This window comes from Streptomyces sp. NPDC002004, assembly GCF_053593975.1.
Genome location: NZ_JBSFDP010000012.1, coordinates 190,519 through 213,387 on the forward strand (window position 1 = coordinate 190,519; position 22,869 = coordinate 213,387).

Genomic DNA, 22,869 nt, shown 5'->3' on the forward strand with positions numbered 1-22,869 from the left:
GGAGAAAAGCCCGAAAACACGGCAATGCCCTGCGGGCGGTGCGCACGGATGCGCACCGCCCGCCGGGCATGTTCGAGCGGCTTTCGGTCCTGGCCTACTTCAGCCAGGCGTCCACCTTGTCCTTGTTGGCCTCGACCCACTTCTTCGCCGCCGCGTCGGGCGACATCTTGTCCACCGCGATGTACTTGGCCACGGTGTTCTGGTCCTCGTTCGTCCAGTTGAAGTTCTTCACCAGGTCATAGGCGGGACTGCCCGACTTGGCGAACTTGGCACTGACGATCTTGTCGAGGTCGTAGACCGGATAGTCGCAGGCGACCTTGGCCGCGTCGGCATCGCAACCCGTCTTGTACGTGGGCAGTTTGACCTTGACCAGCGGCACCTCGGACATGAACCACTGCGGCTCGTAGAAGTAGCCGATCACCCATTCCTTGTTCTTCTCGGCCTTCCGGTAGGCCTGGATGAGCGCGGCCTCGCTGCCCGCGTACACCACCTTGAAGTCCAGCTTCAGGTTCTTCACCAGCGCCGCGTCATTGGTGACGTACGACGGGTCGCCGTCCAGCAGCTGGCCCTTGCCGCCCGACTCCGAGGTCTTGAAGTGGGACGCGTACTTGTTGAGGTTCTTCCAGTCGGTGATGTCCGGGTGCGCCTTCGCCAGCCACGGCGGCACGTACCAGCCGATGATGCCCTTGTTGCCGGTCCGGCCGGCCTCGACGGCGGTCTTCTGCCCGGTGATGTACTTCTTCTTCAGGTCGTCGTGGCCCCAGTTCTCCAGGACGGCGTCGACCTCACCCGTGCCGAAGCCCTGCCAGGCGATCTCCTCCTTGAGGTCCTTCTTGTTGACCGTACAGCCGAGGTTGTGCTGCGCGACGTACGCGACGACCGCCGCGTCCGCCTCGTAGCCCACCCACGGGTTGACGGCAAGGTTGAAGGTGCCGCACTTGCCGGAGCTCTTGGAACCGGAGGAGGCGCTGTCGCCGACCTTCGCCCCGCCGCACGCGGTGAGGGTGAGGCCGAGGACGGCCAGGCCGGCCGCGCCGGCTCGCCAGTGTCTTGCCATGTTTCGTGCTCCTTAAGCGCCTGAGCGTCTCGCCGCTGCCTGAGTGATCCGGTCGAACATGACTCCGAGCAGTACGATGGCGAGCCCCGCCGCCAGCCCCTTGCCGTACAGCTCTCCCTGCGAGAATCCGGCCACGACGTCGTAGCCGAGGGCGCCCGCGCCTACCAGGCCGCCCACAACAACCATCGACAGCACGTAGATCAGGCCCTGGTTGGTTGCGAGCGTCAGGGCACTGCGTGACATCGGCAGTTGAACCTTGGTGATGATCTGCCAGGTGCTGCACCCGGCGGAGGTGGCCGCCTCGACGGTGGTCCCGGGCACGTCCCGCACCCCGTCCGCGATGATCTTCATGGCGACCGGCGCCGCGTAGACGATCGCGGCGACGATGGCCGTGAAGCGGGTCGCGCCGAACAGCGCGAGGAACGGCACGAGATAGACGAACGGCGGCATGACCTGCGCCGCGTCCAGCGTGGGCCGCAGCACCCGGTCCACGAGCACGCTGCGCCCCATCCACACCCCGAAGACGACACCGAGCACCAACACGAGCACCGTCGCGACGACGGTCGACGCCAGCGTCGTCATGGCGTCCGACCACACGCCCGTACCGACCAACAGGCCCACGCACGCGGCCGTGGTGATCCCGGCACGCGGGCCGCCGAGCACCACACCGAGTGCGATCAGGACCGCACCCACGAGCCACCACGGGGAGTCGGTGAGCAGCGACTGGAAGGGATTGAGCAGGCCGTTGGTGATCACGTCGCGGAAGGCGTTCGTCAGGCCCGACAGGTTGTCCTGCGCCCAGGTGGTCACTTCATCGGCCGCTCTCGCGATGGAGCTGCCCATGCCGCCGTCGCCGGGGAACTCCGCGGCCCACACGAAGGTGTGCGACATGTAGATCAGTACCGCCGTGACCGCCGCACCCGCTCCCAGCAGCGGCCGACGCCACTTCAGGATGCGGTTCTTCGAACGCCGGGCCGCCTCCTCGCGTGCGCTCGCCGCGGTCGTGACCCGGTCGAGGACGATGGCCATGACGACGATGGCCAGGCCTGCATTGAAGGCAGTACCGACGTCGAGCGACTGCAGGGCCTGGACGACGGTCTTGCCGAGGCCGGGCGCGTCGATCAGGGCCGCGATCGTCACCATGGCCAGGGCGGCCATGATGGTCTGGTTGACGCCCATCACCACGGTGCGCTTGGACATCGGCAGCAGGACCTTGCGCAGCGACTGGCCGCGCGTTGCGCCCAGCGAGTCGGCCGCCTCGACCGTCGTCTCCGGCACGGAACGTATGGCGTGCGCGGTGATGCGGATCGCCGGCGGCGCCGCGTAGATCACGGTGGCGATCGTGGCGGAGGCCCCGCCGATGAGGAAGATCAGGGTCAGCGGCGCCAGGTAGACGAAGGTAGGCATCGTCTGCATGAAGTCCAGGAAGGGCGTCATGATCCGGTTGACCCGGTCGGACAGTCCTGCCCACACGCCCAGCGGGATCGCGAACAGCAGCGCCACGAAGACCGCGGAGAGGGTAAGTGCCAGGGTGTCCATGCTCTCCTGCCACAGGTTCTGCAGCCCGAGAAAGGTGAAGCCGGCCACGGCCAGCAGCGCCACCCGCCAATTGCCCACCGCCCAGGAGACGTACCCGGCGAGGCCGACGACTCCGAGCCAGCCGATCTGCGGGACCGGACGGGTACCGGACGGCTGGGAGATCAGGTCCTGCACGAACGTCACCAGGTTGTCGATGACCAGCCGGATCTCGTTGAAGAAGTACAGGAAGAGCGGGTTGGAGTTGCGGTTGGCGCCGATTGAGTCGTTGACGTCGTTGAGCCAGCGGTGCAGACCGGTGAGGTCCGCCGCGGCCAGGGACAGGGTCTGCTTCCCCCGCAGCAGGGCGAAGAGCACCAGCCAGACGACCAGGATCGCGGCCACCACCATGGCCCGGCCGACCTTGCGCACGCGGGCGGCGGGAGCGGTCTGCTTCACCGTCCCGGCCTTCGCCGCCTTCTGGGATTTCTCCGGTTTCTCCATGGCGACGGTCATCACATGTCGCCTTCCTGCCCGGCGACCACCGCGAGGATCTCTTCGTCGCCGACGATGCCGAGCAGCTTGCCGCCCTCGACGACCTTGACCGGCTTCTCGGCCGCGAGGACGGCCCGGGTGGCTTCCCGCACCACGACGTCCGGGCCCAGCTCGGGGCCGTCCAGGGCGTCATGACCCTCCGGCGGACGCATGATCCACCGCAGGGTGAGCACGTCGCCGCGCGGGACGTCCTTGACGAACTCGCGCACGTAGTCGTCGGCGGGGGCGCCGACCAGTTCGTCGCCGGTTCCGCACTGGACCATCTTTCCGTCGCGCATGATCAGAATGCGGTCGCCCAGTTTGAGCGCCTCGGAGAGGTCGTGGGTGATGAACACCATGGTCTTGCCGACCTCGTGGTGCAGCCGGATGACCTCGTTCTGCATGTCGCGGCGGATCAGCGGGTCGAGCGCCGAGAACGGCTCGTCGAAGAAGAGCACGTCCGGATCGCCGGCCAGCGCCCGGGCAAGGCCGACCCGCTGCTGCATACCGCCGGAGAGCTGGTCGGGGTAGGAGTTCTCGTAGCCGGCGAGGCCGACCAGCTCGACGACATCCAGGGCCCGCTTCATGCGCTCGCCCTTGCTCATCCCACGGATCTCCAGACCGAAGGCCACGTTGTCCACCACCCGGCGGTGGGGCAGCAGTCCGAAGTGCTGGAAGACCATGGAGAACTTGCGGCGGCGTAGTTCGCGCAGGCGTTTGTCGTCCGCCTCGCGGATGTCCTGGCCCTCGAAGACGACCTCCCCTGCGGTGGGTTCGATCAGCCGAGTCAGACATCTCACCAGCGTGGACTTGCCGGATCCGGACAGGCCCATGACGACGAAGACCTCGCCCGGCGCGACGTCGAAGTTCACGTCGCGTACGGCGGCGGTGCATCCCGTACGGTCCATGAGCTCGCGGCGGGTGAGGCCACACAGCTCCTTCGATCCCGGCACCCGGTCGGCCTTCGGCCCGAACACCTTCCACAGATTGCGCACGGAGATGACCGGAGAGCCGTCCGAGTCCTGGGGTGTGCCGCGCCGCTGCGGCACCTCGGTCTGTGTGGGGGTCACGATCGACCTCTTTTCGGCGTTCAGCCGCGGAACCAGCGCTGCGGCCGGGGTTGGATGTTCTGCCAGATGTGCTTGGGCTCTCGGTACTCGTCCAGGCCGGTCGGTCCCAGCTCCCGGCCCACGCCCGAGTGCCCGAAGCCACCCCATTCCGCCTGCGGCACATAGGGGTGGTAGTCGTTGATCCACACCGTGCCGTGGCGCAGCCGCCCGGCGACCCGCTGGGCCCTTCCGGCGTCCTGCGTCCACACGGCTCCGGCGAGTCCGTACTCGGTGTCGTTGGCGATGCGTACGGCGTCGTCCTCGTCGGTGAAGCGCTCCACGGTGAGCACGGGTCCGAAGGACTCCTCGTGCACCACGCGCATGTCCTGCCGGCACTCGTCGAGGACGGTCGGCGGGTAGTAGTGACCGTTCGCGAGGGCGGGGTCGCCGGGCCGTTCGCCGCCGCAGCGCAGCACGGCTCCCTCGGCGAGGCCCGCGGCGACGTACGCCTCGACCTTCTCCAGGTGCTGGGCGGAGATCAACGCTCCGGTCTCGGCCTCGGGGTCGAAGGGGCCGCCCAGGCGGATCTGCCGGGCGCGGCGGACGACCTCGTCGACGAAACGGTCGTGCAGCGAGTCCTCGACGATCAGCCGAGCACCGGCCGAGCAGACCTGCCCCGAGTGCAGAAAGACGGCTGTGAGCGCGAAGTCCACGGCCGTCTCGAAGTCGGCGTCGGCGAATACGACATTGGGGTTCTTGCCGCCGAGCTCCAGCGCCACCTTTTTCACCGTCCTGGCGGCGGTGGCCATGATCCGTCTTCCGGTGTCCAGGCCGCCGGTGAAGGAGACCATGTCGACGGCGGGGTCCTCGGCGAGCGGTGCGCCCACCTCGGGACCGGTCCCCAGGACGAGGTTGGCGGCGCCGGCCGGGAGCCCGGCCTCCTCCAGTGCCCTCATCAGCAGGATCGAGGTGGAGGGGGTGAGTTCACTGGGCTTGAGGACGATCGTGTTGCCCGCGAGGAGGGCGGGCGCGACCTTCCAGGACGCCTGGAGCAGCGGGTAGTTCCAGGGGGTGATCAGTCCGCACACGCCGACCGGCTCGTACACGACGCGGCTGACGGCGTCGTCGCGGCCGGTGTCGATCACCCGGCCGGCGTCGGTGCCGCCGAGCCCTCCGTAGTGGCGGAGGCAGGAGACGACGTCGGCGATGTCGTACTCGCTCTCCACGAGTCGCTTGCCGGTGTCCAGCGACTCGGCGCGGGCGAATTCCTTGGCGTCGCGCTCGATCAGGTCGGCGGTCCGCAGGAGCAGCGCGCCACGCTCCCGCTCGGGGGTACGCGGCCAGGGGCCCGCGTCGAAGGCGCGGCGGGCCGCGGCGATCGCCGCCTCGGCATCGGGGCGCGTCCCTTCCGATACGGTCGCGGAGAGCGTGCCGTCAGCGGGACAGCGGATCTCCCGTAGGCCTCCGGCCACTGGATGCCGCCATTCTCCATCCACATACAGGTCTGCCACGCGCCAAGCCCTTCAGCCGAAATGCGTTGCGCATCGTGCATCCAATTGCTTGTGGTGGAACACCCTTGCGAATGTGCAGACCTACGTCAAGGGGTTGACGGATGACGATTCCGCACGGGGGTCATCGCTCCCCCCACTCTTGACCCACGACCCCATCGACCTCGACCATGTTGCGTATCGCTCACTGAGTTGTGCAATACGCACCGACGGAGGCCGCCCATGTCCCCTCGTCCGCAACCCGGCCGTGAGTACGTCCTCACCCTCTCGTGTCCCGACCGCGCGGGACTGGTTCATGCCGTGAGCGGCTTTCTCGTCAGGAACTCGGGCAATATCCTGGAGAGCCAGCAGTTCGACGACCGGCTCCAGGGCCGCTTCTTTATGAGGGTCCACTTCGACGTCTCCGACCCGAACACCGGCCTGAAACACCTGTGTGACCGCTTCGGCTCCGTCGCGGAGGCCTACCGGATCTCCTGGACCCTGCGGGACGCCTCGACCCCGACCCGGACGCTCATCATGGTGTCCCGGTTCGGCCACTGCCTGAACGATCTGCTCTTCCGCCGGCACACGGGTTCCCTCAACATCGAGGTCCCCGCGATCGTCTCCAACCACCGGGACTTCGAGGGGCTGGCGGAAACCTACGGCATCCCCTTCCACCACCTCCCGGTCACCAAGGACACCAAGGCCGAGGCCGAGGCGCGGCTGCTGGAGCTGGTGCACGAACTGGACATCGACCTGGTGGTGCTGGCCCGCTACATGCAGATCCTCTCCGACGACCTGTGCAAGCAGCTCGAGGGCCGAGCCATCAACATCCACCACTCCTTCCTGCCCAGCTTCAAGGGCGCGCGACCGTACGAGCAGGCCTACGACCGCGGAGTGAAGCTCGTCGGCGCGACGGCGCACTATGTGACGCCCGACCTGGACGAGGGGCAGATCATCGAGCAGGACGTGGTCCGGGTGGACCACTCGCTCGACCCCGGGGAGCTGGTCACGGTCGGCCGGGACGTGGAGGCACAGGTCCTCGCGCATGCGGTGAAGTGGCACAGCGAGAGCCGCGTCATGGTGGACGGCAACCGCACGGTGGTCTTCCGCTGAGCGGCACGGAATCGGTGGGCGGGCAGGATCTCCGGCCCGCCCACCGCCGTATACGACCTCAGCGGCCTTCAGTCGCCCCATCGGTCCAGCAGCGCGCGGCGCCACCGTTCCGTCTCGGCGATCTGATTGAAGGTGAACAAGTGCAGGCCGGCCACGCCCGCCGCGGGCGCGCCGAGGGCCTCATGGGAGCTGGTCAGCAGCCTCTCGGGCGAGTATCCGCCGGGCGTCGCGAAGCGCAGGAACCATGAGGGGTGCTTCGTCAGGAAGCGGGCCGACTCCCCCACGCCGATCTTCGTCGCCATGGCCAGCAGCTTCGCCCGCTGCACGGGCCCGGCGACGCCCAGGTACACGGGCAGAGTGACGTCCCGGTGCCGGATCCGGGCGACCCACTCCCCCAGCACACGAGGATCGAAGCAGAGGTTGCTCACGATGTACGTGGCGTGCTCGCGCTTGTCCCACATCGCCTGGACGGTCACGTCGTCGTGGATGAGCGGATGGCTCTCGGGGTAGCCGGTGACCCCGACATGGGCGAAGGGCCTGCCCAGCTCTGTCAGCCTGCGCAGCACCGGCAACGCCCCGTCGTAGACCCCGGCGGGCGGGTCGGCGTCGCCCGCCGGGACGAAGAGGTCCTCCACGCCTGCCGCACGGAGCCGGTCGACGACCTCCTTCAGGTGCGCGTCGTCCCTGAGCAGCCGCGCAGGTACGTGCGGGACGACGCGGTAGCCGTGCGCTGCAAGCCGCCCGGCGAGATCGAGCGTGGGATCCAGGCCTTTCACCGGCGACGCCGTCACGGTGACGGCGACGTCGCGCGGGACGTGGGCGAGGACCTTGTCCTCGGTCGACTTCGCGGGCAGCACCTCGTAGCGGACGCTGTGGAGAAGCGCCCGGAGCCCTGCGGCGCCCAAGGTCTACCCGGCCTGCTTCTGGGCGTCACGGTGGCGGTAGTACACGGCCTTCGACGGCGCCTGCGGCTCCTTGCCGAGGATCAGGTCGGCGGCCTTCTCGGCGATCATCATCACCGGTGCGTAGATGTTGCCGTTGGTGACGTAGGGCATGACGGAGGCGTCCACCACACGCAGGCCTCCCAGCCCGTGGACACGCATGCTGGTCGGGTCGACGACGGCCATCTCGTCGGTGCCCATCTTGCAGGTGCAGGAGGGGTGCAGGGCGGTCTCGCCCTCCTTCGCGACCCAGTCGAGGATCTCCTCGTCCGTCTCCACCGCCGGACCGGGCGAGACCTCCCCGCCGTTGTACGGGGCGAGCGCGGGCTGGTTGAGGAGCTGGCGGGCGACGCGGATCGCCTCGACCCATTCACGGCGGTCCTGCTCGGTGGAGAGGTAGTTGAAGCGCAGTGCCGGGCGCTCGCGCGGGTCCCTGCTCTTGATCTTCACCGAACCGATGGCGTCGGAGTACATGGGCCCGACGTGCACCTGGTAGCCGTGGCCGCCTGCGGGCGAGGAGCCGTCGTAGCGGACCGCGACCGGCAGGAAGTGGAACATCAGGTTGGGGTACTCGACGTCCTCGTTGCTGCGGGCGAAGCCGCCGGCCTCGAAGTGGTTGGTCGCGGCGGGGCCCTTGCGGAAGAGCCACTGCAGCCCGATGAAGGGGGCGCGCCACTTCGCCATGTACGGCTGCATGGAGACCGGCTGCTTGCAGGCGTACTGGACGTAGACCTCCAGATGGTCCTGCATGTTCTCGCCCACGCCCGGGAGATCGTGGACGACGTCGATGCCGAGTGCGCTCAGCTCCTCGGCGTTGCCGACGCCGGAGAGCTGCAGCAGCTGCGGGGAGTTGATTGCACCGCCGCAGAGGATGACCTCTTTGGCGCGGACCTGCTGGGGCGCACCGCGGCCGCGCCGGTACTCGACCCCGACGGCGCGCTTGCCTTCGAAGAGGACGCGGGTGACGAGGGCCCGGGTCCTGACCGTGAGGTTGGGCCGCTTCCTGGCGGGCTTGAGGTACGCCTTGGAGGCCGACAGGCGCCGCCCTCGGTGGACGTTGCGGTCGAAGGGGGCGAAACCCTCCTGCCGGTAGCCGTTGACGTCGTCGGTGCGGGCGTAGCCGGCCTCCTGCACGGCCTCCAGGAAGGCGCCGAAGAGCGGATTGGTCGCCGGGCCGCGTTCGAGGACGAGGGGCCCGTCATGGCCACGGAACTCGTCGTCCGGATCGGCCGCCAGGCAGTTCTCCATCCGCCGGAAGTACGGCAGGCAGTGCGCGTAGTCCCAGGTCTCCATGCCCGGGTCGGCCGCCCAGCGCTCGTAGTCCATGGGATTGCCGCGCTGGAAGATCATGCCGTTGATGCTGCTGGAGCCGCCCAGCACCTTGCCGCGTGCGTGGTAGACGCGCCGGCCCCCCATGTGGGGCTCGGGCTCGGACTCGTACTTCCAGTCGTAGAAGCGGCTGCCGATCGGATAGGTCAGGGCCGCGGGCATGTGGATGAAGACGTCCCACGGGTAGTCGGACCGGCCGGCCTCCAGGACCAGTACCCGGTTCGCCGGATCCGCGGAGAGCCTGTTCGCCAGTGCACTGCCGGCCGATCCGCCGCCGACGATGACGAAGTCGTATTGCAGGGGAGCCATGGTGTCTCGTCTCGCTCGCGCCGTAGATACGCGAGGCATGCTAGTACGAGTAGCGCTATACGCACCAGGTTGCGCGCCACGCAACCTTCCAGGGCCTTCGATCCACCCCGGTTGCTTGCGCTCATGTTGTTTACTACGCGTATAGTTTCGTTGTGAGCAACCACAGCCAAGACACCGAAACGTCAAATCAGCAGGCCGGCGGCGTGCAGTCGGTCGACCGAGCCATCAGCGTCCTGGAGATTCTGGCCCAACGGGGCGAGGCCGGCGTCAGTGAGGTGGCCGCCGAGATCGATGTCCACAAGTCCACCGCATTCCGCCTTCTCGGTGCCCTGGAGGCGCGCGGCCTGGTGGAGCAGGCGGGCGAGCGCGGCAAGTACCGGCTCGGTTTCGGCATCGTACGCCTGGCCGGCGCGGTCACGGGACGCATCGACATCACCCAGCAGGGCCGCCCGGTCTGCGAGGGCCTGGCCGAGGAGATCGGCGAAACCGTCAACATCGCCGTGCTGCAGGAGCGCTACGCCGTCAACCTCTACCAGGTGCGCGGTCCGGGGGCCGTCACCGCACAGAACTGGGTCGGCCAGCTGACCCCGTTGCACGCCACCTCGAGCGGCAAGATCCTTCTGGCCCATCTGCCCGCCAAGGAGCGCGCGGCGCTGCTGGCCGAGGCCGGCCTCAAGAAGGTCACCCCGCACACCATCACGGCGAAGACGAAGCTCGAGAAGAACCTCGCCGAGGCCCGGGAGCGTGGGTACGCCTGGGCCCTGGAGGAGCTGGAGATCGGCCTGCACGCCATGGCCGCACCGGTCCGCAACCGGGACGGCGAGGTCGTGGCGGCGCTGAGCGCCTCCGGGCCCTCGTACCGGCTCACCGAGGAGCGCCTGCACGAGCTCGCTCCGGTGCTGCTCAAGGGCGCCGAGGAGATCAGCCACCGGATGGGCTACCTGGGCTGAGCGGCCCGTGCGCCGCTACTCCGGCTGCCGGGTGCCCAGGCGTTCGGTCACCCAGTCGTGGAAGGCACCGATGTGGTGCTCGCTGGGGACCAGCACGCCGCCCTTGGCGTACAGCCGCGAGCTCATGGCTGGCTGTGTGCGCTCGCAGGCGTCGAAGTCCTGGCGGTTGACCCGGTCGAAGAGCTCCACGGACCGGCTGACGTCCTTGCCGCCGTCGACGACCTGCCGGAGATAGAGCCAGTCGCACTCGACGATGGTGCGGTCCACGGCCACCGGGTACATCCGGTGGAAGATCACATGGTCGGGGACGAGGTTGATGAAGACCTGCGGCCTGACGGTGATCGCGTAGTAGCGGCGGTCCTGGTCCTCGGAGACCCCTGGGATGCGCTCCAGGCCCTCGGAGCCGTCGACGGTGAAGCCCTGGACCTCCTCACCGAACTCGGCGCCGTGCCCGACGTAGTACTGGGCGGCATAGCCGTCGGCGAACTCCGGGAGCACCTCGGTGAGTTCGGGGTGGATCGTGGCGCAGTGGTAGCACTCCATGAAGTTCTCGATGATCAGCTTCCAGTTCGCCTTGACGTCGTAGACGATCCGCTTGCCGACCGCGAGGTCCTCGATGCCGTAGCGCTCGATCGACTCCACGTCGCCGAGGCGCGCGACGACCTCTCCGATGACCTCCTCCTCGAAGGAGGGCGGGTTCTCCGCCAGGCAGACCCAGACGTAGCCGAGCCATTCCCGGACGGCGACGCTCACCAGGCCGTACTCGGTGCGGCCCACGTCGGGCATCTTGGTGAGGTTGGGCGCCGCGACCAGCTTGCCGTTCAGGTCGTACGTCCAGGCGTGGTACGGGCACTGGAAGGCCCGCTTGACCTCGCCGCTCTCCTCGGTTCGGAGCTTGGCTCCGCGGTGCCGGCACACGTTGAAGTAGGCGCGGATCGCGTTGTCGCGGGCGCGGGCGAGGAGGATGCTCTCGCGGCCCACGTCGACGGTGCGGAAGGCGCCGGGCTTCGCGAGGTCGGACGAGCGCGCGGCGCAGAACCACATGGTCTCGAATATGCGCTCCTGCTCCTGGGCGAAGATCCCTGGATCGGTGTAGGAGGAGCCGGGGAGAGTGGCGATCAGGCTGCCCGGCAGGCTGGTCGAGGTCACGGTGCACTCCTCGGGGAACGTCGTGGAGGGGTCATTCACGCGCCGGGAAGAGCGACTCCGGACGGCGTTGTGTATGGAGCAACGCTGCGTGCCATGGGCAACCGCAGCATGGGATGCCGCAGAGGCCGTGTCAAGACATAGCGGCGGTGAGCTGCTTGCGCCACCGGGTGAACAGCCGCGGCTGGTTCATCCCGAGCACGGCGACCGGGTGACCGGCACGCCGGTAGACGGCCAGGACGTTGCGGTCGCCCGGGGCGCCCTCCTCGACCGTCACACTGTCGGCGCCGGCCGCGTGGCCGGCGAACTGGATCTTCACGCCGTACTGGTCCGACCAGAAGTACGGCGGCCGGGGCACACCCGGTTCCACCGCACCCCCCGCCAGCAGCGTGGCGACTGCGGCATCGGGACGCTCCCGCGCACCGGTCCAGTGTTCGACGCGGCGATGGGCGCCCGCTCGGGGGTCGTACCAGTTGGCGCAGTCCCCGACCGCGACCACGCCGGCCAGGCTGGTGCGGCCGTCCGCGCCGCACTTCACGCCGTTGTCGAGCGCGATGCCGGAACCTTCCAGCCACTCGACGCACGGGCGTGCCCCCACACCGACGACGACGATGTCGGCGGGAACGCTGCGGCCGTCCTCGAGCAGGACGGCGTCCACCCGGGCCTCCCCGCTCAACCCCTTGACGCCCACGCCGCACAACAGCCGTACGCCGTGGTCCGCATGAAGGGCGGAGACGATGCCGCCCATGGTCTCGCCCAGCGGTCCTGCGAGCGGCGTCGGAGCCACTTCGACGACCGTCACGTCGAGTCCGAGGGCGGAGGCGGTGGAGGCCACCTCGGCACCGATGAATCCGCCGCCGATCACGACCAGCCGACCGCCCAGGGCGAGTTCGTCGCGCAGGGCGCGGGCGTCGTCCAGGGTGCGCAGGGCGTGCACTCCGGCGAGGCCCTCGGTGCCCGGAAGGGTGCGCGCGGCGGCGCCGGTGGCGATGACGATGCCGTCGGCGCGGACCCCTCGTCCGTCGGCGAGCCGGACGGAGCGGTCCGTACGGTCGAGTCCGGTGGCGCGGGTGCCGAGCAGCCACTCCGCCTGCAGGTCCTCGTCGTCCGTCTCCAGCGCCAGGTCCGGTTCACCGACGGCTCCGGCCAGGAACTCCTTGGACAGCGGCGGCCTGTCGTACGGGCGGTGGAGCTCGTCACCGATGACGACCAGCCGCCCGTCGTAACCCTGCTTCCGCAGTGAGCGCGCCGCCGACAGACCGGCCAGCGAAGCGCCCACCACGGCCACGGTCCTCACGCGGGACCCGCGGCGAGCCGCGCAGCGACGCAGGGCGGCAGGTTGGGGGCCTCCGTGGACACGCGGACGTAGATCGTGCCGTCCTCGACGACGACCTCGTGCGTCCGGACCGGAAGCCTGGCCGGCGGGGCGTCGACGGCGCCGGTCCTCAGGTCGAACTTCGAGGCGTGCAGCGGGCATTCCACCTCGCAGCCCTCCAGCCAGCCGTCGGCGAGCGAGGCGTCCTGGTGGGTGCAGGTGTCGTCGATGGCGAAGAGCTCGCCGTCGTCGGTGTGGAACACGGAGACCGGCGGATCGATGTCGAGCCGGAGGGCCTCGCCTCGCGGGAGATCCGCAAGACGGCACGCGGGAATCATCATGACACCTCGGTGCGTATAGCGAAACGGATTGCGGTAAGCGCAACATCAGTCTGGGGTCGCCCCGGACCCTTGTCAAGGCATTCCCGAGCCGAGGCAGCCCAGTATCGGAGTTGCTCTTTACGCAACGTCATGCGTAATAAACAACGAAGCAAGAAGGAAACCCGATCCGCTGCAGGGCACATGAAGGCGGCCCGCCTCCTCGCCCCACGAGGGACGAGGAGACGGGCGCGTACTGCCCTGTGCAGGCCGGGTCGTCAGAAGCCTCGGTCGATCCACTCCTGAAGGTGCGGAGCCTCGGCGGCGATCGTGGTCGCCTCCCCGTGTCCGGTATGGACGACGGTGTCGCCCGGCAGAGTGAGGAGCCGGTGCCGGATCGAGTCGACGATGGTGGGGAAGTGGCTGTACGACCTCCCCGTCGCCCCCGGACCGCCCGCGAAGAGCGTGTCACCGCTGAAGAGCGCCGTGAGGGCCGGCGCGTACAGGCAGACCGCACCGGGGGCGTGGCCGGGCGTGTGCAGCACGGTCAGCTCGACACCCGCCACCGCGAGCACCTGGCCGTCGGCCAGTTCGCCGTCGGGCGCCCGGTCGGGGTGGGTCTGCTTCCACAGCGGCAGGTCGTCGCCGTGCAGCAGGATCGGGGCACCCGTGCGCGCCGCGAGTTCGGGTGCGGCGTCAATGTGGTCATTGTGGGCGTGGGTGCACACGATGGCCCGCAGGGTACGCTCGCCGACGGCTTCGGCGATGGCCTCGGCGTCATGCGCGGCGTCGACGACGACGGCCTCGGTGTCGTCGCCGATGATCCAGACGTTGTTGTCGACGTCCCAGGTGCCGCCGTCCAGCGAGAACGTCCCCGAAGTGACGAGGTGTTCGATGCGGGCGACGGCCATCAGAGGACCACCACCGAGCGCAGGACGTCGCCGCCGTGCATCCGCTCGAAAGCCTTCTCCACCTCGTCCAGCGCGATCGTCTCCGTGACGAAGGCGTCCAGGTCCAGCCGGCGCTGCAGATAGAGGTCGATGAGCATCGGGAAGTCGCGGGAGGGCAGGCAGTCCCCGTACCAGGAGGACTTGAGCGCGCCACCCCGGCCGAACACGTCCAGCAGCGGCAGCTCGAGCTTCATCTCGGGGGTCGGTACACCGACCAGGACGACCGTGCCGGCCAGGTCGCGGGCGTAGAAGGCCTGCTTGTACGTCTCGGGGCGGCCGACCGCCTCGATGACGACGTCAGCGCCGAAGCCGCCGGTCAGCTCGCGGATCGCCTCCACCGGATCGCTGTCCTTGGAGTTGACGGTGTGAGTCGCGCCCAGCTTCTTGGCGGTGGCCAGCTTCCGGTCGTCGATGTCCACCGCGATGATCTTCCCCGCGCCCGCCAGGCTCGACCCGACGACCGCCGCGTCCCCGACGCCGCCGCAGCCGATGACCGCCACACTGTCGCCGCGTCCGACGTTGCCGGTGTTGATGGCGGCGCCGAGGCCCGCCATCACCCCGCACCCGAGCAGGCCTGCGGCCGTAGCCGAAGCGGCCCGGTCGACCTTCGTGCACTGCCCCGCGGCCACCAACGTCTTCTCCGCGAACGCGCCGATTCCCAGCGCCGGAGACAGCTCGGTCCCGTCGAGCAGGGTCATCTTCTGCTTCGCGTTGTGGGTATTGAAGCAGTACCACGGCCGTCCGCGCAGACAAGCCCGGCACTGCCCGCACACCGCACGCCAGTTGAGGATGACGAAGTCGCCCGGGGCGACGTCGGTGACGCCCTCTCCCACCGACTCCACGACGCCCGCGGCCTCGTGACCCAGCAGGAAGGGGAATTCGTCGCTGATGCCGCCCTCGCGATAGTGCAGATCGGTGTGGCAGACACCGCAAGCCTCGACCTTCACCAGTGCCTCGCCCGGACCCGGGTCGGGCACGATGATCGTTTCCAGGCTGACGGGGGCGCCCTTCCCCCGCGCGACGACTGCACGGACCTGGTGCGTCATGGCCACTCCTCGGCTGGTGTGAGGTCTGGGTCGGCGTTCCTCATTACGGCACACATCTCATGTGCCGCAACACAGCATCCTGGAGCGCCGACTAGGGGTCAAGGATTCCACGCACAGCACCCTGCTCAGGGGCCGGACACGGCAGGCACGCACCTTGGCCGAGAAGCGCCCCCTGCAGGCCAGCGGCACTCCGGGCCGCTGCGGGCCTGCTGCGCCGACGCCCTTCCCGGCCCGGTGGACCGGCTGCCGGCACGCCGGAACCTCGCGCCAGCGGCGGCGCTGCTCCACGGGCACGTCGCGACCGTGCATCCGACGGTGACCGGCACCTGCTGTGGGTGAGAGGCATCAGACCGGTGATCGCCGAGCGCGGCAATGTCGGTCGCGTGTTCGCCCATGGGCACGCGAGAGGCGGGCCGTGATCCGGTGACGAGCTTCGCTGTCCGCGCTGATCAGGTCATCCGCGTGTCCTGCTCGACGGCCGCCGGCCGGTTCGCGACCGCTGCCGGATGCAGTGGGACGGCCTCACCTGCGGCAAACGGCCCGGCCGTGTCCGGCGGCCCCGGCCGCCAGGCGGCCGTAGAGGTGCTCCCGCCCCACAGGCGGGTCAGGACCAGTAGGGCCTTGCCAGGCACCCGGGCGGCCGCCGCCAGAGGGTGCCCCCATTCCCTGCAGGATGCCCTGTGTACAGGAAATCGTCGGGGCTCCAGCGACGTTGATCACGTCATGACTCAGGGACCCGCGCCTCGACCACTGTCCGACGAAGCCCTCCCCGGCCTGCTCGGCAAGCAACGGTTCGGAGCCCTCGCCACCGTCAAGCGCAGTGGCCACCCGCACCCTGACCGCCATGATGTACAGCTGGGACCCCGACGCCCGCATGGTGCGGTTCTCGACGACGGCCGACCGCATCAAGATCGGGCATCTGCGACGGGACCCGCGGGCGGCCCTGCATATGCAGGGCGGCGATGTGTGGTCGTTCGCCGTCGCCGAAGGCGAAGCCGAGGTCTCGGAGATCACGACGGTCCCGGGCGACGCAGTTGGTCGGGAACTGCTCGAGATGATCCCGCAGGCCGCGAGGCCCGACGATGAACGCGCGTTCCTGGAGCAGCTGGTTGCCGAGCGCCGGGTGGTCATCCGGTTGAAGGTGGACCGGCTGTACGGAACGGCGCTCGACATCGACGGCTCTGCGGCCGCACAGGTTCGCCGGGCAGAAGGGGGGACGGGCCGGGACATCCGCGCCCACCGCACGCAGGTGTGATGGCCGAGCGGGTGCGCCGACTGACCGGCGCGGAAGGACAGGAGGCGCAGCGGAGCGTGTGCCCAGGGCAGTGCGAGCTCAGTGCGCCATGGCCGGGCGATGGTGCGGCCGGAGTCCGTCTGCGGGAACCGCTTCTCGGTGATCACGCAGCACCTCCAGGCTGATGAGGAGGCTTGATCACCCGCTCGGACCACAGACACAACGGAGAGGACCAGCACCCGTGAGTGATTGGCGGCTGCCCCAGACATTTCGCAGCACATCGGGCGGCGTCCGCTGGGACAGCCTCGGACAGCCCGGCCAGGATCCGGTCGTGCTTCTGCACGGCACGCCCTTTTCCTCGTACGTCTGGCGCGCGGTGGCCCGCGCGCTTGCCCGCTGCCATCAGGTGTTCGTGTGGGACATGCCCGGTTACGGGGCATCGGAGAAGTCCGTCGGCCAGGACGTCTCCCTGGCCGCCCAGGGCAGGGTCTTCACCGAGTTGCTGGCGCACTGGGGCCTTGAGGAACCCCTGGTGGTCGCCCACGACTTCGGTGGTGCGGTCTCCCTGCGGGCGCATCTGCTGCACGGGGCCCGCTATCGTGCGCTCGCGCTGGTCGACCCGGTCGCGCTGGCCCCGTGGGGTTCACCGTTCTTCCGGCTGGTCGGCGAGCACTTCGAGGTCTTCGAACAGCTGCCGCCCGCACTGCACCACGCTTTGGTGCGCGAGTACATAAGCTCAGCCAGCAGCCCTGGACTGCACCCCGTCGTCCTCGACCGTCTCGTGCAGCCATGGCTCGGCGACCTCGGTCAAGCGGCCTTCTACCGGCAGATCGCCCATGCCGACCAGTTGCACACCGACGAAGTGCAGGATCGGTACGGCGAGATCGGCTTCCCCACGCTGGTGTGCTGGGGCCAGGACGACACCTGGATCCCCCCGGCGAAGGGACGGGAGCTCGTGGCTCGTATCCCGGGCGCGCGACTTGAGCCGATTGTCGGTGCGGGGCACCTCGTACAAGAGGACGCGCCTGCCGAGCTCACCGCCGCACTCCTGGCCTTCCTCCGGCAGCCGCGCTGACACCCAGGGCCGCATGGGGCACCTTCGCGGTCACAGCACCAGTTCTGTCCGACGAAAGAACAGTGTCCGCAGAGCCAGAGGGTGAGTGAGAGGTCGGCGACATGGCAGCCGGCACGCTCGTCGAGGCGGGTGGCGACGGCCCGAGCCGATCTCAGTGGGCGTTCACCTGGCGACAGCGGCGGCACCCGTACTCGGTTCGACCATCTCTTGGGCAAGATGGATCGATCTCGCATTCCGGTACCGCCGAATGGGTAACACTGTGCGCCGGAGGGGGAACGAGCGCGACGGCGCTGTGCCGGCGCGCCATCCCGAACGGTCGCGCCGCCTTGGGGAAGGCGGCGCGAGAACCAGCAGGGGGATGGATGACACAGTCGTTTCCGGGGCAGCGCCCTGCCCACGAGGAGGCGTTCACCGAGCGGGCGGGACATCCGGTGGTCGTGATCGGTGCCGGGCCGTACGGACTGTCGGTGACGGCGCATCTGCGGGCGGCGGGGGTGCCGGTCCGCATCTTCGGCGCGGTGCTGGGCAGCTGGCGGCACGCCATGGCGACCGGGATGTTCCTCAAGTCGACCCCTGCGGCCACCGACCTGTCCGCGCCGGAGCCCGGCGGACGGCTGGCGGACTTCCGCAGGGAGCACGGTGAACCGGAGCTGACCGAGCTGACACCGATCCCGTGCGACGTGTTCGTCCGCTACGGGCAGTGGTTCCAGAAGCGGTACGTCGGCGCGGTCGACTCCCTGCGCGTCGTGAACGTCGACCGGGCCGGGCCCGGCCCGGGGTTCGTCGTCAGGTTGGACGACGGGCAGGAACTCGCGGCCGCGGCCGTGGTGGTGGCCACCGGACTGTACGGCCTGGCCCACATTCCACAGGAGTTGCGGAGCCTGGCCCCGCAGGGGGCCGGCGCCGGAGCCCTGGTGTCCCACACCAGTCACCACACCGACCTGTCGCCGTACGCGGGCCGGCGCGTCGCCGTGGTCGGCGGTGGCCAGTCCGCCCTGGAGAGCGCAGCACTGCTGCACGAGGCCGGCGCCGACGTGCAGGTCCTCGTCCGGGAGCCGGATGTGCTGTGGGGAACGGTGCCAGACCTGGCACGCCCCTGGAGGCAGCGTCTCGCCAAGCCCGCATCGCCCCTGGGCACGGGCTGGGTCCTGGCAGCGGTCTGCAGGGCTCCGGGATCGGTCCGGTGGCTGCCCGCACCGGCCCGGATGATGCTGTTCCGGCGCGCATTGGGGCCCTCGGGCGGATGGTGGCTGCGGGACCGGGTCGACGGCATCGTGCCGGTGCGCACGTCGTGCCGCGTCACCCGGGCCGAGACGGCCGGGTCCACGGTCCGCCTGGAACTCGACGGACCCGGCGAACCCAGGACCCTGACCGTCGACCACGTTCTCGCGGCCACCGGTTACCGGCTCGATCTGAACGCCGTGCCCTTCCTGTCCCCTTCCCTGCGCCACGCTCTCGCCTGTGTGCCGGGCTCGACAGCGCCCCGCCTCTCGGCGCGGTTCGAGTCGTCCGTGCCCGGCCTGTACTTCACCGGATCGCTCGCCGCGCCGACGTTCGGCCCGATGATGCGGTTCGTGGCCGGCACGGATTTCGCCGCCACACGCATCGCCCGGCACGCCGCACGAAGGGCCGACACGCCCTGACCGTCCCGAGCACGCGCCGAGGACGGCTGTCCGACGGCGCGTGGACAACTCGTCCATGCCGCTCGCCTCGTCGAGCAGTCCGGCGAGCATGGTCGAGGCCGCCGAGCCTTCCTCGATGGGGGCCTGCCTGTCGGCGACCAGCCGTGAAGCCGCCTGGTTCCGAACTCGATTGCCCCTTCACGGCCCGCTGTGCATCCTGCTGAGGTGCGCTTCTCCATCAACATCCCAAACTTCGGCGACTTCGCCGACCCCCGTAACGTCGCCACCGTAGCGGCAGCCGCCGAACAGGCAGGCTGGGACGGACTCTTCGTCTGGGACCACGTACTGCACCGACAGCACCAGGGGCGCCCCTTCGGGGACCCCTGGATGCTGCTGACCGCCGCCGCGCTGGCAACCTCCCGGATTCGACTGGGCACCCTGCTGACGCCGGTCCCGCGTTACCGCCCGCAGCAACTCGCCCGCCAGGTGGCCACCTTGGACCACCTCAGTGGCGGCCGGGTGATCTTCGCCGCGGGCCTGGGCGGTCCGCTCGAGGACGAATACCGCAGTTTCGGCGACACGACCGAGCCGCGCCTCCTCGCGGAGCGGCTGGACGAGGGACTGGAACTGCTGGGTCGCTTCTGGTCCGGCGAGCCGGTGAACCACCACGGTCGGCACTACGAGGTCCGGGACGTGACGCTGGAGCCCGCCACCGTGCAGCGGCCTGGTCCCCCGGTGTGGATCGGCGGGTTCTGGCCGCGTCGTGCGCCCATGCGACGGGCAGCGCGGTGGAACGGCGCGGTGCCGCTGTTCGAAACGGCCCGGCATGGCCATGTGCCGGATGCGACGGAGGTACGGGAGTTGGTCGGCTACGTGCGCAAGCAGCGTACGTCCGGGGCCGCGCGCCCCTTCGAGTTCGTGCTCGGCGGTGCCACGCCCCCGGACGCGGCCAAGGCCAAGGACGTGATCGGTCCCCTGCACGACGCCGGCGCCACATGGTGGGACGAGCGGCAGGTGCAGACCGGCCCCGACCTGGATCGTCTGGCCCCGGTGCTACGCCGCATCGAGGCGGGGCCGCCGGTGCTCTGACCACCCTCCCGGCCAGGGGCGGCCTCCTTGATGTCGTACGCCGGCTTCGGCGCCTTCTCCGGCTCGAGCCGCGCTTGTCGGAACCGACGCCGTGACCGATGGAGTGGGATCAGTCCGTGTCGAGGCCGTCGATCAGGCGGTTGAGGAACCGGGTGAAGATGGCTTCCGGGGTGAGGGGGCGGCCGGGGGCGGAGAGGGCTTCGGCGAGTTCCGGGTGGTGGCCGTCCGAGGCGACAGCGGCGAGGTAGCGGGCCTCGGCTGCGGCCCGGTCCCGGGAGCGTGACGCCGCGGACTGTGCGATCTCGTGGGCAACCTGCCCGGCCACGAATGCGGTGAGCTGGGAGAAGACCTCCAGCTTCGCGGCACCGTCCAGACCGGCGGGCCGCAGGGCGGCGAGCGCGTGTTCCAGGAAGGCCAGCGTGTTGGGGCCAGGAACGCGACGGGTGGACAGGGCGGCGGGCAGCCAGGGGTGGCGCAGCATGTGGGCGCGCTGCAGGTGGGCGATGGCCTTCATGTCGGCACGCCAGTCGCCTGTGGGTGGGTCCGTGACGGTCAGTTCGCCGGCGACGTGGTCCACCATCAGTTCCAGCAGCGTCTCCTTGTCAGGGGCGTAGCTGTACAGGGACATGACGCCGGCTCCGACCTCGGCGGCGACCCGGCGCATGGTGACCGCTTCGATTCCTTCTGCGTCCGCAAGGGTGACGGCCGCCGTGGTGATCGCCTCACGGCTGAAGGAGGGCTTGCGGCCCCTGCGGGGCTCGGCAGGACGAAGCCAGAGCTGTTCGGGGTCGACGCCTGCCGCGCCGGGCCCTGCGTCATGAGGCACGGTCCGCGCTCCTTCCCTGATTGTCGACGGCTCTTGCGTAGGCCATCCAAGCATCCTCTATTCTCGTACATCGTACGGAATGAAGGAGGGGAACGATGCCATCACATATGCCCGACATCGTGGCCGGGCCGACCTGGGTGCCACCTGCTGGAAAGCCCCCGCTGTCCTCACGGATGATGAGGGCGATCTGGCGAGGTCTCCCGGCCAGACGGCATGAGGTCGGATGGGAGCCGGGGCTGGTGGTGCCGGCGGCCGACGGCAGCCCGTTGATCACTGACCACTACTTCCCACGTGCGGAGGGCGACTTCCCCACCCTCCTGGTCCGCTCGCCGTACGGCCGGGGCCTGCCGTGGTCTCCCATGTACGGCTTGCTCTTCGCCGAACAGGGCTTCCACGTGATCCTGCAGAGCTGCCGCGGCACCGGCGGATCGGGCGGTGCGTTCGACCTGTGGCGCAACGAGGCCGCCGACGGCCAGGCCACGGTGTCCTGGCTGCGCGAGCAGCCCTGGTTCAACGGAACGCTGGGGACCGTCGGCCCCAGTTACCTGGGCTATGTGCAATGGGCCCTCGCCCTGGATCCGCCGCCAGAACTCAAGGCAATGGTGGTGCAGGTGGGCCTGCACGATCCATACGCCCTGTTCCACGCGGACGGTGCGCTGCGCCTTGAGAACGCCCTCGCCGTCGGTATGGGCATGACCTATCAGCACCAGGGCATGGCACCGTTCCTGAGGGCGACGCTGCGCCTGCAGCGCCGCCTGCGCGCCGTCACCACCGCGCAGCCCCTGCGTGGGGCGTACCTGCCCGCCCTCGGGAGCGAAGTGCCCTGGCTGGACGACGTGATGACACACCCGGACGCCAAGGACGCGTACTGGCGCGGCGCATCGCTGGCGGAACCGGCGAAGCGGCTCAACGTACCGACGAGTCTGATCACCGGATGGCACGACGCGCTGGCCGACCAGACCTTCGAGCAGTACCACCGGCTGCGTCAGGCCGGATGTGAGACGTCCCTGCTCGTCGGCCCCTGGACCCACACCTCCGCCTTGCAACAGGGATGGCCCGCGGTGTTCGCCGAGAGCCTCGCGTGGCTGCGCGCCCACCTGTACGCCGACCCCTCCGGCCTGCGCCCCACCGCGGTGCGCGTGCACATCGGCGGCGACAACACCTGGCGGGACCTCGACGACTGGCCGCCGTCCGCGTCCGCCGCCTCGTGGTACCCCGCCCCCGGCGGACATCTCATCCAGCAGGGCCCCACGGACTCCGGACCACTGACGACGTTCCGCTACGACCCGGCCGACCCCACCCCGTCCCTCGGCGGCCCACTGCTCTCCCGCACCGCCGGCCCACGCGACAACCGCACTCTGGAAGCCCGGGACGACGTCCTGACCTTCACCACTGCCCCACTGACCGAACCCGTGGACACCCTCGGCCCGGTCTCCGCACAGCTGAGCATCTCCACGGACACCGGGTACGCCGACATCTTCACCCGCCTCTGCGACGTGGACCCGCAAGGCCGCTCCGTCAACGTCTGCGACGGACTCGGCCGACTGAGGACGACCGAACAGGCACCCTCACAGCTCACCGTGCCGATGAGCTCCACCGCCCACCGCTTCCCCGCCGGCCACCGCATTCGCTGGCAGATCAGCGGAGGAGCTCATCCGCGCTATGCCCGCAGCCCCGGCACCGGAGAGTCGCCGGTGGACGCCACCAGCTTCGCACCGGTGCGGATCACGCTCCACACGGACTCGGCATTGATGCTTCCCCGCAGTTCCGGGCTCACGTGATTCCTCTGCCCTGCGAGGAACGGCTGACGAGCCGGGCCGCACGGCCCGGCTCTCTCTCCCCCCCCCCCCCCCCCGCCGGGCGGCCCCCCCCCCCCCCCCCGGATAGGGAGTAAAAAAAAAAACGATCCGGGCCGGGGGGGGGGGGGGGGGGCAGCACAAAAGCGCCCCCCCGGGGGGGTGA

General features: G+C 69.6%; 18 protein-coding genes and 1 pseudogene. 7 read left to right on the forward strand and 12 right to left on the reverse strand.

Translation table 11 applies throughout. The features are described 5' to 3' along the window. Positions 1–94: 94 nt before the first annotated feature. From ACWCP6_RS20430 to ACWCP6_RS20445, 4 genes are read right to left on the reverse strand one after another with little or no spacing between them, the layout of a single operon-like run. On the reverse strand, positions 95–1,057 hold the full coding sequence (locus ACWCP6_RS20430) for an ABC transporter substrate-binding protein (protein ID WP_450933865.1): 963 nt from the start codon (positions 1,055–1,057) through the stop codon (positions 95–97). 12 nt (positions 1,058–1,069) lie between these two features. After that, positions 1,070–3,088 (reverse strand): ABC transporter permease, encoded by a 2,019-nt coding sequence (locus ACWCP6_RS20435; RefSeq protein WP_450933866.1) that lies wholly within the window; start codon positions 3,086–3,088, stop codon positions 1,070–1,072. Further along, entirely contained in the window at positions 3,088–4,176 is a 1,089-nt protein-coding gene (locus ACWCP6_RS20440; RefSeq protein ID WP_450933867.1) for a quaternary amine ABC transporter ATP-binding protein, read from the reverse strand. Before ACWCP6_RS20440 ends, ACWCP6_RS20435 begins: the two co-directional genes overlap by 1 nt. A gap of 20 nt (positions 4,177–4,196) precedes the next feature. After that, complete coding sequence (locus tag ACWCP6_RS20445) at positions 4,197–5,666, reverse strand: aldehyde dehydrogenase family protein (protein ID WP_450933868.1); 1,470 nt, start codon at positions 5,664–5,666, stop codon at positions 4,197–4,199. 219 nt (positions 5,667–5,885) lie between these two features. Between ACWCP6_RS20445 and purU the strand changes: the two genes are divergently transcribed. Further along, positions 5,886–6,758, forward strand: coding sequence for a formyltetrahydrofolate deformylase (gene purU / locus ACWCP6_RS20450; protein ID WP_450933869.1), 873 nt, complete (start codon positions 5,886–5,888; stop codon positions 6,756–6,758). 68 nt (positions 6,759–6,826) lie between these two features. On the opposite strand, the gene ACWCP6_RS20455 is transcribed toward purU, so the two are convergent. After that, a complete protein-coding gene (locus ACWCP6_RS20455) occupies positions 6,827–7,663 on the reverse strand; it encodes a 5,10-methylenetetrahydrofolate reductase (RefSeq protein WP_450933870.1) in 837 nt (278 codons plus the stop codon). Between the two features lie 3 nt (positions 7,664–7,666). Next, on the reverse strand, positions 7,667–9,337 hold the full coding sequence (gene betA / locus ACWCP6_RS20460; RefSeq protein ID WP_450933871.1) for a choline dehydrogenase: 1,671 nt from the start codon (positions 9,335–9,337) through the stop codon (positions 7,667–7,669). A 203-nt stretch (positions 9,338–9,540) separates the two neighbouring features. Here betA and ACWCP6_RS20465 point away from each other — a divergent pair, with 203 nt between their 5' ends. Next, positions 9,541–10,287, forward strand: coding sequence for an IclR family transcriptional regulator (locus ACWCP6_RS20465; protein ID WP_450933889.1), 747 nt, complete (start codon positions 9,541–9,543; stop codon positions 10,285–10,287). Between the two features lie 15 nt (positions 10,288–10,302). On the opposite strand, the gene ACWCP6_RS20470 is transcribed toward ACWCP6_RS20465, so the two are convergent. The 5 genes from ACWCP6_RS20470 to ACWCP6_RS20490 all read right to left on the reverse strand — a co-directional run bounded on the left by ACWCP6_RS20470 (position 10,303) and on the right by ACWCP6_RS20490 (position 15,061). Next, complete coding sequence (locus ACWCP6_RS20470; RefSeq protein WP_450933872.1) at positions 10,303–11,436, reverse strand: aromatic ring-hydroxylating oxygenase subunit alpha; 1,134 nt, start codon at positions 11,434–11,436, stop codon at positions 10,303–10,305. Positions 11,437–11,566: 130 nt separating this feature from the next. Beyond that, positions 11,567–12,730 (reverse strand): NAD(P)/FAD-dependent oxidoreductase, encoded by a 1,164-nt coding sequence (locus ACWCP6_RS20475; protein WP_450933873.1) that lies wholly within the window; start codon positions 12,728–12,730, stop codon positions 11,567–11,569. Continuing rightward, the gene (locus ACWCP6_RS20480) at positions 12,727–13,089 is read right to left on the reverse strand and encodes a bifunctional 3-phenylpropionate/cinnamic acid dioxygenase ferredoxin subunit (RefSeq protein ID WP_450933874.1); all 363 of its coding nucleotides are present in this window, start codon (positions 13,087–13,089) and stop codon (positions 12,727–12,729) included. Before ACWCP6_RS20480 ends, ACWCP6_RS20475 begins: the two co-directional genes overlap by 4 nt. A 254-nt stretch (positions 13,090–13,343) precedes the next feature. Beyond that, positions 13,344–13,976, reverse strand: a complete 633-nt coding sequence (locus ACWCP6_RS20485) for an MBL fold metallo-hydrolase (RefSeq protein ID WP_450933875.1) — start codon at positions 13,974–13,976, stop codon at positions 13,344–13,346. Continuing rightward, positions 13,976–15,061 (reverse strand): S-(hydroxymethyl)mycothiol dehydrogenase, encoded by a 1,086-nt coding sequence (locus ACWCP6_RS20490; protein ID WP_450933876.1) that lies wholly within the window; start codon positions 15,059–15,061, stop codon positions 13,976–13,978. The genes ACWCP6_RS20485 and ACWCP6_RS20490 overlap by 1 nt, the downstream gene beginning before the upstream one ends. 723 nt (positions 15,062–15,784) lie before the next feature. On the opposite strand from ACWCP6_RS20490, the pseudogene ACWCP6_RS20495 reads away from it, so the two are divergent. From ACWCP6_RS20495 to ACWCP6_RS20510, 4 genes and pseudogenes are all read left to right on the forward strand, one after another. After that, positions 15,785–16,316 (forward strand): annotated as a pseudogene (locus tag ACWCP6_RS20495) (pyridoxamine 5'-phosphate oxidase family protein). Between the two features lie 220 nt (positions 16,317–16,536). Further along, a complete protein-coding gene (locus ACWCP6_RS20500) occupies positions 16,537–17,370 on the forward strand; it encodes an alpha/beta fold hydrolase (RefSeq protein ID WP_450933877.1) in 834 nt (277 codons plus the stop codon). A gap of 362 nt (positions 17,371–17,732) precedes the next feature. Then, positions 17,733–19,013 (forward strand): FAD-dependent oxidoreductase, encoded by a 1,281-nt coding sequence (locus ACWCP6_RS20505; RefSeq protein ID WP_450933878.1) that lies wholly within the window; start codon positions 17,733–17,735, stop codon positions 19,011–19,013. Between the two features lie 204 nt (positions 19,014–19,217). After that, positions 19,218–20,081 (forward strand): LLM class flavin-dependent oxidoreductase, encoded by an 864-nt coding sequence (locus ACWCP6_RS20510; RefSeq protein ID WP_450933879.1) that lies wholly within the window; start codon positions 19,218–19,220, stop codon positions 20,079–20,081. Positions 20,082–20,190: 109 nt separating this feature from the next. Here the strand turns inward: ACWCP6_RS20510 and ACWCP6_RS20515 are convergent, their stop codons facing one another. Beyond that, positions 20,191–20,907 (reverse strand): TetR/AcrR family transcriptional regulator, encoded by a 717-nt coding sequence (locus ACWCP6_RS20515; protein ID WP_450933880.1) that lies wholly within the window; start codon positions 20,905–20,907, stop codon positions 20,191–20,193. Between the two features lie 176 nt (positions 20,908–21,083). On the opposite strand from ACWCP6_RS20515, the gene ACWCP6_RS20520 reads away from it, so the two are divergent. Next, a complete protein-coding gene (locus ACWCP6_RS20520) occupies positions 21,084–22,688 on the forward strand; it encodes a CocE/NonD family hydrolase (RefSeq protein ID WP_450933890.1) in 1,605 nt (534 codons plus the stop codon). The last annotated feature ends 181 nt before the right edge of the window (positions 22,689–22,869 follow it).